This is a genomic window from Heyndrickxia sp. FSL K6-6286 (assembly GCF_038630395.1).
GTDB classification, from domain to species: domain Bacteria; phylum Bacillota; class Bacilli; order Bacillales; family Bacillaceae_C; genus Heyndrickxia; species Heyndrickxia oleronia.
This window is the reverse complement of sequence record NZ_CP152029.1, coordinates 3441103-3454224: the sequence shown is the minus strand read 5'-3', so window position 1 is coordinate 3454224 and position 13122 is coordinate 3441103. Positions and strand designations below refer to the sequence as shown.

14 protein-coding genes are annotated in these 13122 nt (G+C 34.0%); 7 read left to right on the top strand and 7 right to left on the bottom strand.

Annotated elements, in window-relative coordinates:
- Positions 1-33: 33 nt before the first annotated feature.
- From MHI39_RS17360 to MHI39_RS17335, 6 genes are all read right to left on the bottom strand, one after another.
- Complete coding sequence (locus MHI39_RS17360; RefSeq protein WP_342539843.1) at positions 34-1020, bottom strand: glycosyltransferase; 987 nt, start codon at positions 1018-1020, stop codon at positions 34-36.
- A 69-nt stretch (positions 1021-1089) separates the two neighbouring features.
- Positions 1090-2076, bottom strand: coding sequence for a glycosyltransferase (locus tag MHI39_RS17355; RefSeq protein WP_169846897.1), 987 nt, complete (start codon positions 2074-2076; stop codon positions 1090-1092).
- A gap of 1398 nt (positions 2077-3474) precedes the next feature.
- On the bottom strand, positions 3475-3645 hold the full coding sequence (locus tag MHI39_RS17350) for a hypothetical protein (RefSeq protein WP_169793004.1): 171 nt from the start codon (positions 3643-3645) through the stop codon (positions 3475-3477).
- 106 nt (positions 3646-3751) lie between these two features.
- Positions 3752-3904: a hypothetical protein gene (locus MHI39_RS17345; protein WP_158022218.1), complete on the bottom strand. Its 153-nt coding sequence runs from the start codon at positions 3902-3904 to the stop codon at positions 3752-3754.
- Positions 3905-3986: 82 nt separating this feature from the next.
- Positions 3987-4961 carry a Gfo/Idh/MocA family oxidoreductase gene (locus MHI39_RS17340; protein ID WP_251345009.1) on the bottom strand — a complete coding sequence of 325 codons (975 nt, stop codon included), beginning with the start codon at positions 4959-4961 and terminating at the stop codon, positions 3987-3989.
- 140 nt (positions 4962-5101) lie between these two features.
- The gene (locus MHI39_RS17335; protein ID WP_169846899.1) at positions 5102-5257 is read right to left on the bottom strand and encodes a hypothetical protein; all 156 of its coding nucleotides are present in this window, start codon (positions 5255-5257) and stop codon (positions 5102-5104) included.
- Between the two features lie 208 nt (positions 5258-5465).
- Between MHI39_RS17335 and MHI39_RS17330 the strand changes: the two genes are divergently transcribed.
- The gene (locus tag MHI39_RS17330; RefSeq protein ID WP_342539842.1) at positions 5466-6509 is read left to right on the top strand and encodes an ATP-binding protein; all 1044 of its coding nucleotides are present in this window, start codon (positions 5466-5468) and stop codon (positions 6507-6509) included.
- A gap of 58 nt (positions 6510-6567) precedes the next feature.
- On the opposite strand, the gene MHI39_RS17325 is transcribed toward MHI39_RS17330, so the two are convergent.
- Positions 6568-7017 carry an OsmC family protein gene (locus MHI39_RS17325; RefSeq protein ID WP_071976552.1) on the bottom strand — a complete coding sequence of 150 codons (450 nt, stop codon included), beginning with the start codon at positions 7015-7017 and terminating at the stop codon, positions 6568-6570.
- A gap of 128 nt (positions 7018-7145) precedes the next feature.
- Between MHI39_RS17325 and MHI39_RS17320 the strand changes: the two genes are divergently transcribed.
- From MHI39_RS17320 to MHI39_RS17295, 6 genes are all read left to right on the top strand, one after another.
- On the top strand, positions 7146-8201 hold the full coding sequence (locus MHI39_RS17320; protein WP_342539841.1) for a M42 family metallopeptidase: 1056 nt from the start codon (positions 7146-7148) through the stop codon (positions 8199-8201).
- A 156-nt stretch (positions 8202-8357) separates the two neighbouring features.
- Complete coding sequence (locus MHI39_RS17315) at positions 8358-8879, top strand: type I restriction-modification system subunit M N-terminal domain-containing protein (RefSeq protein ID WP_071976554.1); 522 nt, start codon at positions 8358-8360, stop codon at positions 8877-8879.
- A gap of 329 nt (positions 8880-9208) precedes the next feature.
- On the top strand, positions 9209-9712 hold the full coding sequence (locus MHI39_RS17310; RefSeq protein ID WP_342539840.1) for a S4 domain-containing protein: 504 nt from the start codon (positions 9209-9211) through the stop codon (positions 9710-9712).
- 13 nt (positions 9713-9725) lie between these two features.
- Entirely contained in the window at positions 9726-10754 is a 1029-nt protein-coding gene (locus MHI39_RS17305) for a P1 family peptidase (protein WP_342539839.1), read from the top strand.
- Between the two features lie 360 nt (positions 10755-11114).
- The gene (locus MHI39_RS17300) at positions 11115-11354 is read left to right on the top strand and encodes a YueH family protein (RefSeq protein WP_058006498.1); all 240 of its coding nucleotides are present in this window, start codon (positions 11115-11117) and stop codon (positions 11352-11354) included.
- A 91-nt stretch (positions 11355-11445) separates the two neighbouring features.
- Complete coding sequence (locus tag MHI39_RS17295) at positions 11446-13029, top strand: peptide chain release factor 3 (protein WP_342539838.1); 1584 nt, start codon at positions 11446-11448, stop codon at positions 13027-13029.
- The last annotated feature ends 93 nt before the right edge of the window (positions 13030-13122 follow it).

Here is a 13122-nt window from a genome sequence, read left to right as displayed (position 1 = left end):
TTTTTTCCTTGGCCAAAAGATATTCATTGTATTTTATATTGCTGGTAAGATACCCTCTGCTTTTAATACATTTAAAATATATTCAGCTCTAGCTTTATAAGTGTGGGGCTGGACTGCAACTGTTCCTAGGCTACTAATCTGTTTTCTTTCCCATTCATTTTGTAAGTAATAATGTACTAAATTTAATGTTTCATAGGGACTTGAGGAAACCACTAAGTCACGACCTGGTAAGAAAAGCTGTCTTACTGCAGGGGTGTCAGATGTTAAAAGGAATCCGCCTGCCGCAAGTATTTCATAAGTCCGTTGGGTGACTTGAGTAGTGAAATTTTGTAATCCAATGACTATTTTCGCAGAACTATATATTTTTTTACAATCGAGATAGGGCACAGTCCCATGAATCCAATCTGGATTGATTTCCATATCGATATAAGGATTTATTTTTTCCCACCCTTTTCCGAAAATATCTATACGTACATTGTTTTCTATTAAAGGGCAAATCAATTGTTTCATTGATTCAATGCGGTAATCAATATTCCAAGTATCAAAGACCCATTCATATGAATTGGCTACTAAGGCAATATTAAAATTATACTCAGGTATAGGTGGTACAGGGTGATGAATCGATGGCTGATAGCCCCAATCTAAATGTGCTGCTTTAATTCCTAGAGATCGGTAATAATCAACTATAGGTGCAGTAAGTGTAAAAACATAATCTGGTTCAGTACGTTGGATTAAGGGTAGTACAAAGGTTGATGTAAATGAAGGATCCTCAATTGACCAATAAACATGCGGAATATTCCTAGGTTTTACGTAGTTTTTTATCCAAATTTGATTTTCAACCGTTTGTTCTAATCCCCAACCATTTGTAATCACAAGCTCTGGCTTAAAAAGTTCCAGAGAATTTACGACGGCATCTAAATTGTCTGCCCCTATTACTAATACTTCATGACCTGCATCACGAAAACCATTTGAGAGCAAATGCATCATTGCATCATTGCTATCAAAACAAAATACTCTCATTGAATACATCCTTTCAATATAAAAATTGTTTGTTTAACAGATATTTAATGGGCTATTACATTTAAAAGTTTAAAGTGACAAAATACCCTCGTTTCTAAGAATTTGAAGCATATATTCAACTCGATTGCGATAGGTGTGTTGAAGGGCTGCTGTATATCCTTGATTTGCAATGGTTTGTCTTTCTCCTTCAGCTTGTAAATAGTAGATAACATTATTTAGCGTTTCCTGAGGAGAAGAGGATACTACAAGGTGTTTGCCTGGCTCAAACAGTTGCCGAACAGCAGGTGTATCTTGAGATAATAAAAAGCCTCCTGCTCCAAGAACTTCATAAGTTCGTTGAGTTACCTGTGTTGTGTAATTCTGAAAGCCGATATTAATTTTTGCAGAATTATACACCTTGTTGCATTCATGGAAGGGAAGAGGACCATGCAACCAAGTTGGATCAATAGTAAGTCCCAAATATGCAAACATTTCCTGCCAGCCTTTGCCCCAAATATCAACTCTGATATTGTTTGCTACAAGAGGAATGACTAAATTTCGTATCGATTCCATGCGTTGATCGACTGAATATTGATTCAATATCCAATCATAGGAATTAGCAATAACTGCAATATCAACGGCATACTGAGGGTCAGGTGTTGTTGGGTAATGAATGGTTGGCTGAACGCCCCAATCCATGTAACCAGCACGAAATCCTAAAGATTGAAAATAACTAATTTTGGAAGGACAAATAGTGAAAATATAATCAGGTTGACTTACCATAATTAATGGAACGACAAAGTTATCTGTATAAAGTGGATCTTCAACTGACCAATAGACATGCGGAATTTGTCTAGCTTGAACACAGGTTTTTATCATATATTGTTTTTCATGAGTTTGTTCCTGTCCCCAACCATATGTTACGACTAAATCTGGAGAAAATTGGTCCATCATCGTGGAAAGATGTGTAAAGTCTGCAATAGAACCAGAGATCATAATCTCATGTCCAGCACTTGAAAAACCATTTGGAAGTAGGTTCATTAAAACTTCGTTGCTATCGATAAAAAGTACCTTCATGAAGATAGTCCCTTCTATAATTGTATTGGCCTTTCTGCAACTAATTATCATGCTATACTCATTATCACATTGGAAAAAATGAAAGTGTTTTTTGCATAAAAATTATGTGAAAGTAGCCTTTTAATGTATCCTATTCCGTTTTATTGTCTTGGAAACGACGGATGTCCAATACTGTGATAAATGTGTTCAGAACATTTTATTAGTAATTTGGTTAAAAATCATAGAAAAAAGATTGTTTAACAAGAAGCTAGACTTCAAAAGAAATACTATATCTGAAAAAAGACTAGTTAATGCTAGATATAGTATAGGTGTGATGTCTGTACTAATCGTTAAACAATCTTGACATTTGGTTGCTTTTTTTGGAATTCCCGGAGGATTGTAATAAGGAGTGAATTTTAAACTCTTTTTCACATGGCATCTTTTAGTGATGTACCAACCCATTTTTTCTAACATGCAAGTGTAAATAAAGGTCTAATATCACTTTGAATCGATTGACTAGCTGCATTTATACACCATGTGTGATTAGTAGCAATCGCTTTAAGACTGGGTGGTTAACTAGTGTTGGCCATGTCTTTTAAGCTACTGATCGAAATCATTTTGGTTGGGGAGCTCATCGTTTGATTCAATATAAAAAACAGAATAATGTACAATATCTTTCTAATTGCAGACCCTAGAGCTAATCCAAAATGAGAAGTGAAATGGTTGAAGCTTGTTGGAAAGAGATAAGCTGAATATAATTGAAAATTTAAGAGTAGGTAAACTCGGCAGAACCAAGTCAACCCACTCCAAAAGGGGGAAAGTATCTTTTTTTTGGATACAATGTAAGTGTATAGAAGAATTACTAAGATTTTGTTAATTCATAATTAAGCTTTCGTAAATATCAACCTTTTTTGACTTTTTTTATTAAACTAGCACTAAAAGCAATGATAAAAACAATAGTAGTAAAACCAAACCCTACAAATGGTAAGTATTCCATAGCTAGCTTTAGCACAATCCGACGATCCTTTCGCTATAATGTTCTATTCAATATCATTGCCATATAAATGAAAAAATACATAAAAAAAACCTGCAAAGAATTCAGGTTTTTTATGTATATCTATTTAGGAAAAGGGATAGATCTCCATTACAATAATAAATATGAGCATTAGAAAGACAATTGCGGAAAATGCAACAAGAGCAATCTTTTTCATAGGAATACCCCCAAATGAATCTCTAAATTTATACCTTTCATAAAATTTATGAAGTAACTAGAAAATTTATGAAAAGGCGATGTAATAATCACATGTTACCAAATTCCTATAAAATAAGCTATATTTATTATAGTTTTGGATGTATTTTTGGAGGAAAAATTATTTGAGAAAGTAATGGAGAAACATCACTAGGATTGATTATAGAGAATTATACGATTGCACGAAAAGAAAGCTCATGATCTGGGTTGATCACATTACTTAATAGCATAATATCATCGAGAATTTCTTTTTTGATCTCTTCATCTTTACAATGATTAAAATCTTGAAAAAGGCGTCCCATTTCTTTGATAAAAAGTAGATATTCATCCTCTCTTATCACGATACTGTTCCCCCTAAGTATATAGTCATATTCATTATATAGTAACTATGTACCATAAGTGAAGGGGGAATTTGTAGAATTTTAGTGAATTTCTACGAAAAAAAAACTAAATCCTCCCTACCCCTGAGCAATGTTCGCAAATATTAGAGTATATATCATAACCATAACCGTCACAAAAATGACAAATTGAATATTTCTTATCTAAATAAATATTAGAAAAATCCTCAAACTGATCAAATCGTTCTTCTTCATACATCATGGACAACCTCCCAGTTCATGATAGTAGGTTGTCCCAAAATAAAAATTGTATGTATAGCTTTATCGCTTTAAAGCGGTGGGGGTCAGACCCCGAAGGTGATATTATTATCTTTTCGAGCCTTTTCTGTTATTGAAAGGACTGTCGTACTTAATTGCTTTAATTCATTGTATGTGTTGTTATCTTTTGTATGGATGATTTGAATGAAGGTGTTAATTTCATAGATCATATCATGTTCATCTTGTTGTACTTCAAATGATGTTCTTTTATTTGTTTTATGGTCAATCCATTCTAAAGTTGTTGGTGTGACGCTGTTTAATACAATGGTTCCAGATTCCCCATGGATTTCTGAGGGCATAAAGGACTGAGAAATTTTTGAGCACATAATCGTACAGGTAAAATCATTATATTTTAGTATAAGTGTACCATTTCCATCCACACCACTATTTAAAATAACAGGATGATAGGATATGTTTTCAGGTTCTCCAAAAAGTTTGATTGCAAGTGAAAGTGGATATACTCCTAAATCAACCAATGCCCCGCCTGAATATTTTGGTGAGAAGACATTAGGCATGTTTCCGTCTAAAAATGCATCATACCTCGAAGAGTATTGAATATAGTGGAGATTTGCACTCCGAACTTTCCCAATGCAAGATAAATGATTAATTAGTTGTTCCATATTTGGGGTATGAATGTTTCGTATTGCTTCAAATAAGTAAACCCCATGCTGCTCAGCTATTTTATATGCTTCTTCCAATTCCTTTGTAGTTGAAAAAATAGGTTTTTCACAAATGACATGAATGTTATGCGTAAGAAAAAGTATTGCTTGTTCAAAGTGCAGGGAATTCGGCGAAGCAATATAAACAATGTCGATTTCAGGATTTTCTGCAAGTTCTTGAAGATTATCCGTATAATTTTTTGCTCCATGCAGTGCTGCAAATTCTTTTGCTTTTTCCAATGAACGAGAATAGACAGCTTGTAAGGTTAATTGATTTGTTTTTTTGGCAGATTCGATAAAAGTTGAAGTAATCCAGTTAGTACCTATTGTTGCAAGTCTCATTTATTAACACTCCTAACATACATCTAGATAATGTTATTCTACATGTTTCCTGACTTTGCGTCATTCCAAATGCGAGTAGTAAAAAAATTCCGTTTAAAGAAGCAAAAAAGACAGCTTTTGTAGCTGTCAAAAATAAATCGTTAAGTTTCACTTGGATCCACTTCATCCCAGGATAATGTTGTCACACTTGTATAATCCCCAGTTTCAATATCCTGTTCGGTTGCTTCTTCATTTAATTCTTCCGCATCGTTCATCCCTGGTGCAATGGTTGGTTTTAGTTCTTTCCTTTTTAACATCAAAAACACCTCCTTTGCATAGGATTAGTGTCTCCAACGAAATAGTAATAACACTTGCAAGATTTAATCATTTTAATATATGGTTCAAAAGTCATGAGTTTAGTAATATAGTTATAAAGGGATTGGTTTGATTTACCATATTATGTCCTCTAGTATTGTCAAAGTAATCTAACTGGAAAATTAGCAGTTGGAAGGAGGCAAAGGATTGATGCCTAATGCAAATAATTGTGAGCAAAAAGTAAACAAAAGGCAGATATGTGAAAATAACATTATCGCTCGTTTAAAATTAAATGGTGTTTATACTTTTGTTTCTTCCATGTCAGAATCTATTATAGGTTTTACTCCTAGTGAGATGATTGGAAAATCATGTTTCGAATTTATTATTGATCCAGATCGAATAGATATAAGAGAAAAGTTCACTCAGCTTAAACATGACATCGACACCGTTAAATATCGAATGATGCATAAGGATGGTCATTTGATTTGGGTAGAAACAACATTATCCATTGTGAGAGATAGAAATTATCAGCCTGTAGAAATTCTCTCCATATCAAAAGATATTACCAGTGAGAAAAAGATGTTGGACTATATTGAGCACACAGAAAAATTATCATTAACTGGAGAGTTGGTAGCCGGAATTGCTCATGAAATAAAAAATTCATTAACATCTGTTAAGGGTTTTTTACAATTAATGAAGTCGGGAATTATACATAATAATCATTATTTTAATATGATAAAAAATGAAATTAACCGGATAGAAATTATTTCTAAAGAATTAATGATCCTTGGTAAACCAATGAAGCGAAAGAATCAATTGCATCATTTACATGAATTAATAAATAGTAGCATCATTCTCTTAGAACCAGAAACAAATAGCCATAATATTGAAATACATACTTTTTACCCTAAAAAGCCCATTCAAATTAGCTGTAATGAAGCAAAAATTAAACAGTTATTTATAAACATAATAAAAAACGCGATAGAATCTATGAAAAATGGTGGGAAATTGATTGTTCGCATTGAGGAAAGAAAGAAACAGTATGTAAACATTTCTATCAGTGATGAAGGATGTGGGATATCTAAGGAAATGTTACATAAAATAGGTACACCATTTTTTACAACAAAGAAATCTGGGAATGGACTTGGACTTATGATTTGTAAAAATATTATTGAAGAACACAATGGAAGCTTAACTGTCGAAAGTGTCTTAAATAAAGGTACCACCTTTATCATTCGCTTACCAATAGGGTAGATCATTTTAGGGATGTCTCATAAATAGCTAGCGCTCACTTCGAGACATCCCATTTTCACTAATTTGCCAGCTCCACAATTGCCTCCAAGCCAATTTCTACATTTCCTTGGATAGCCCTAGAAATCATGCAGCTTTTTTCTGCACGTTCTGTTAGCTGTTTTACTGTTTCAATCTGATCTGCTGTACAATTTCTTTCCAAGATCACTTTTGGACGGTGAATAATTTTTTTATATGTAATTACACCTTTATCAACCTCAACGATGCCTTCTGATTCTTGTGTTAAGCTTTCAACAGGAATTTTTCGTCTTTCAATCATTGCTGCAAGTGTAATGATATAACATGTAGCCGCAGCCCCAAGTAACATTTCATCAGGATTTGTACCAATTCCGGGGCCATCCATTTCTGTTGGAATTGATATTTTTGTTTTTAAATTACTTGTTTCTATAAACCCAACATCATTTCTACCACCGGGCCAATCTGCTTTTAAAAGAAATCGGTGTTGTTCCATTACGCATTCCTCCTCTTACATAATTATACAATACTATTAGAAAAATCGAAAAAATAATGCGAATGACTATTTTGTTTCGAAATATTTCAATATAATAAAAGTTGAAATAAAAAATAGGAGAGATACACATGAATACATATGGCAAATCCAAAGAAACAATGGAATTAATTCAAAAGTTAGTTTTAATACCTAGTCCCTCAGGAAATACGAAGCAAGTCATTGATTTTTGTGAGCAGTATTTAAAAGAGACCAATGTAAGTATGTATCGAAATCGTAAGGGTGGACTAATCGTTACAATTCCAGGTAAAAACAATGAGCAGCATCGAATGCTTACTGCTCATGTTGATACTTTAGGAGCAATGGTTAAAGAAGTAAAAGCAAATGGTCGACTAAAACTAACGATGATTGGTGGTTTTCGTTGGAACTCAGTAGAAGGGGAATATTGCAAAATTGAAACCTCTACTGGAAAAACATATACAGGAACCATTTTAATGCATCAACAATCTGTCCATGTATATAAAGATGCAGGCAAGGCGGAACGAAATGAAGATAATATTGAAGTTCGAATTGATGAAAAGGTATTTAACGAACAAGATGTACGGGCTTTAGGAATTGAAGAGGGTGATTTTGTTTCTTTCGATCCTCGTGTAGAAATTACCGACTCAGGATACATCAAATCACGGCATTTAGATGATAAGGCAAGTACGGCTATTTTATTAAAGCTTATCAAACATATTAAAGAAAATAATATTGAATTACCTTATACAACACATTTTCTTATCTCAAATAATGAGGAAATAGGTTATGGAGGAAATTCAAATATTACACCAGAAACAGTTGAATATTTGGCGGTTGATATGGGCGCATTAGGTGACGGTCAGGCATCAGATGAATATACTGTTTCTATCTGTGCGAAAGACTCAAGTGGACCATATCATTATGGTTTACGCAAACATTTGGTCAATTTGGCGAAGGAAAACCAAATAGAATATAAAGTTGATATTTACCCTTTTTATGGATCTGATGCATCGGCTGCCATTCGTGCGGGATTTGATATTGTACATGGGCTGGTTGGTCCAGGAATAGAATCATCACACGCATTTGAGCGTACACATGAAACATCTATTTTAAATACAGAGCGTTTATTATATGCATATATACAGTCACCAATGGTAGAGCAATAAGCACCCTTTTTATACATCCTTAGCTATCCAGTATCATCATTTTAATCAAATAGTGCCTTAATTTACATCGATAAATTAGGGCTCTTTTTATCCTCAGCTCTTTTCTCAAACAATGTTGCTATTTATGTAAAGTTATAAGATAGGAGGGAAATTGATATGGACGTTGATCAATTTCAGAACGTTCTTTCCAAATGTGAAAGAATAGTGGATGGTCAAAATTTAGAATGTATACAAGATATACTTGTTTTAAAAATACTCAATGACATTTTTGAAAATGAGAGACAAGACATTCGGCAGGATTTTTTACTTAGAGGGATTTGCAGTACAGAGGTAGATAATTTAATTGATGATCCAGCGTATTATCAATTTATATATATCCCTAATTTAGTACGCTGGCAGCAACTAAAAAATATCCAACACAATGATTGGACATTTATTGCTCATGCTCTTCAGACCATTATAGATAATAATCCAATTAATATTCCCCCTCTTCCACATAGAGCACAAAATATTAACTCCTATCAGATGAAACAGTTAGTGGAATTAATAGATGTATGCAATTTTTTTCAAATGTCTAAGGAAAAAACAGAAGCAATTTTTAAAGTTATAGAAAGCTGGAAGAAAATGAAGCGTTTAAAGGAAGGCTCATGGATGTTAATTAATTGCTATTACGCTTAATGATTTCAGAAAGTTATGGCTAATCTTTAAATTCTGTGTTAAAATACATCTAAACTATTTGGATAGAAAGGACTCGTTACTGTTTATGCCAACAACTACTTTGTAATGGATCAAAAAAATTGGATAGGACTCTCCGGAAAACTTATGTTTTTCACCTAGGGAGGAGTCTGTCTATTATTCCCATTACAAAGGAACGGAACGAATCTGTAGTATTATAAGCTAACAGGGGTTCTCTTTTTTTAGGGAAGCTCTTTTTGTTTTTCAATATAACTTAATACTAATCCATCCAAATAGATGTTACGTTCCTTTATCTATAGAGGTGAAGGAAAATGAATGTGCTGGATTTATCTTGGAATTTAGTTGAGCAATCAATGGAAAAAGTAATTACTCGCTATTGTAAAAATTGTGGTAAAACAGTTGAGTTTAAGGATTCTCTTATTAGACGTCATAATTCAAACGGCAAAAATATTTATCGATATGCTATTTTTAAATGTCCAAAGGACCATACATGGAATCAAAAGCTTAGTATTTATAAAGCATACACTGAGCATGCGAAAGTAAGAGAAGAGTTAATAGCTATTGAAAATGATAATAAATATAGTTTACAAATTGAATCTTTAAGAGAACAGGGATACACCCAAATACGTATTAAAATTAATCAGGCCTATGGAGCTGTACGCCTGGATAAAATGTTAGCTGAAAGCCTGAAAGGGTGGAGTCGAACAGAAATTGTCAAGAAGATCAAAAATACTGAGATCCAAGTAAATGACAAAGTCTGTAAACCAAGTCAAAAATTAATTAAAAGTGATAATATTACAGTAATCATCACGTAGGGGGCTATTATACATGAAAGCAAGGGAACTAGGGATTGAAGTAGGGAATCTTCCAACAGGTAGTAAAAATTGTATAACAGATGTAAAGGGAGTGAAGGTTGGGCATATAACATTAAATCAGGATATTAATGATGGGTGTATACGTACAGGTGTGACAGCTATTTTACCACATGAAGGGAATTTATTTTTAGAAAAGGTTCGAGCTGCTTGTTATGTGGCAAATGGTTTTGGAAAAACAACTGGCCTTGTTCAAGTGGAAGAATTAGGTTGTATAGAGTCACCTATTATGTTGACAAATACATTTAGTGTTGGCCCCGTTTTACAGGGAACACTTCAATATATGTTGGCTGAAAATCCTGCTATTGGTGACTCTACAAGTTCAATCAATATAATTGTCGGTGAATGTAATGATAGTTATTTAAATTCTATACGACTTTTGGCTGTGAAACCAGAACATGCAATACAAGCAATCCAATGTGCAACAAATCAACAGGCTGAAGAAGGAGCAGTTGGTGCAGGTACTGGTACAATGTGCTTTGGATATAAAGGGGGAATAGGAAGTTCCTCACGTTTGATCTCTGAAGGGGATTCTTTCTATACTGTAGGAATACTTGTACAGAGTAATTTTGGGAGTAAGGATGAATTTCGTTATGCAAATTCGGTAGGAGACGACGATAAAGAACGTCCTGATGGCTCTATTATGATGGTTTTAGCAACAGATGCTCCGGTTTCAGATCGGCAGTTAAAAAGACTGGCAAAAAGATGTGTGGTCGGTTTGAGTAGAATAGGAAGTCATATCCACAACGGAAGTGGGGATGTTGTTATTGCTTTTTCTAATGCAGAAACCATCCAACATTCCTCATCTAAAGCAGCAGAACAAGTCACTGTTTTACATGACGATCATCCAATCATGAATCTTCTTTTTCAAGCAGTGGCAGAAGCAACGGAGGAGGCTATCCTAAATTCCCTTTCACAAGCAGAGACGACAAGTGGGAGAAAAGGAAGAGTAGGAGAGAAAGCACCTTTTCATAGGAAAAGCTAAAAAGTTTTATTCCTTAGGTTCTTTTCTCAAACATTGTTGCTATTTAATAACAGTTTTTAACCAATAACTATCGGCAAAAGACTGCTACACCTTTCATTTCAATGAGAAAAGAGCTGCAACCTCCATAAGAATCGATGAAACCTTTATTGGTGTAAAAGGCGGCAGTTGGGCTTTTACAAAATTAACAAACTAAACAAAAACAGATTTTCTTTATTATTGTATTAGAAATTAAATGAAATAAAGACTTTCGAAAAAGGATTGCAGCTTTTTACGGAAGTCTTTTTTTTATTGGCTCACGGAATTTGTTTTTTTCTTCCCCCTTTTTCCTTTATAATATAATTTGTGACTGGAGGATTGAAAATGAAAATTCGTAAAACTATACTTAGTGATGCTGAGTTAAACATATTTATATATGAAAATAAAAAAGACGAATACTTTGTGGTGGCTGTTCCTACCTTAGAATGGTCAACAAAATTTACATATGATGATTTTGGTGAAGAATTATTAAATCAAATCATTCATTCACTTAGTTCCAAATTAGATGAACAAGAAGCCATCACACTTGGACATCGAATTAATCAGTGGACACGAGAAATGTAAAATATATAGTTGTTAAGGTGAATCCAATGTGAAAATGAAAAATGCTTAAATTAAATGAGTAAGAATTTACAACAGAAAGGGATTTTACTACATGACTTCATTAAAAGATGAGGTTCTTTCAAGAAGAACCTTTGCAATTATTTCCCACCCAGATGCCGGAAAAACAACTTTAACTGAGCAATTACTATTGTTTGGAGGAGCCATTCGTGCAGCAGGGACGGTAAAAGGAAAAAAATCAGGTAAATTTGCAACGTCAGATTGGATGGAGATTGAAAAACAAAGAGGGATCTCTGTAACATCTTCTGTAATGCAATTTGAGTATGATGGAAAAAGGGTGAATATCCTCGATACACCTGGGCACCAGGATTTCAGTGAAGACACATATCGTACCCTAATGGCGGTTGATAGTGCGGTGATGATCGTAGATGCAGCTAAAGGGATTGAGGAACAAACATTAAAGTTATTTAAAGTGTGTCGGATGAGAGGGATTCCGATTTTTACATTTATTAACAAACTTGATCGACAAGGAAAAACTCCACTTGAGTTACTAGCTGAACTAGAGGAAGTACTTGGTATTGAATCGTATCCGATGAACTGGCCGATTGGAATGGGGAAAGAATTTCTAGGAATTTATGATCGTTATCATAAACGTATCGAACAATTTCGTGTAGAAGAACAAGAAAGATTTTTACCGTTAAATGAGGATGGAGAGCTTGAAGGAGATTCACCAATCAAGCAATCTTCTCTTTATGAACAGGCATTAGAGGAGATACTTCTTTTGGATGAAGCGGGAAATGAATTTTCGAATGAACGAATTGCCAATGGGACATTAACTCCAGTATTTTTCGGGAGTGCATTGACAAATTTTGGGGTTCAAACATTTCTTGAAACTTATTTACAATTTGCACCGCCTCCACAGCCACGTACGTCTGATGTCGGTACGGTTGATCCGGCAGATGATCATTTCTCGGGGTTTGTGTTTAAAATCCAAGCCAATATGAACCCTGCACACCGAGATCGAATTGCTTTTGTTCGGATTTGTTCAGGTCAGTTTGATCGTGGTATGAATGTAACCCTTTCTAGAACGGGAAAATCAATGAAGTTATCACAATCTACGCAATTCCTTGCTGATGATCGAAGCACAGTGAATACAGCAGTTAGTGGTGATATCATTGGTTTATATGATACTGGCACCTATCAAATTGGCGATACCATTACATCCGGAAAACAATTAATTAATTATGAAAAGCTACCACAATTCTCTCCGGAACTTTTTGTTAAAGTATCTGCTAAAAATGTAATGAAACAAAAGCATTTTCATAAGGGAGTTCATCAGCTTGTTCAAGAAGGTGCGATTCAGTTATATAAAACATACCGTATGGAAGATTATATTTTAGGTGCAGTGGGACAATTGCAGTTTGAAGTATTTGTTCATCGGATGAAAAATGAATATAACTCTGATGTTATTATGGAGCCGATCGGATCGAAAATTCCTCGTTGGATTAATGAGGATCAAGTGAATGAATCTTTATCTAGTTCACGAAGCTTATTAGTGAAAGATCGTTTTGATAAACCATTATTTTTATTTGAAAATGATTTTGCCCTTAGATGGTTTCAAGATAAACATCCAGAGATCAAATTATATGATGCATTAGAAGGCTTTCAAGAGAACTAATACTTTTTGACCTGGATTTTTCATACATCCATTTTCTCGGTCATGTGGATATATTCATTGTAGCTTGAATATCTGCATGGCTGGTTCTTTTTA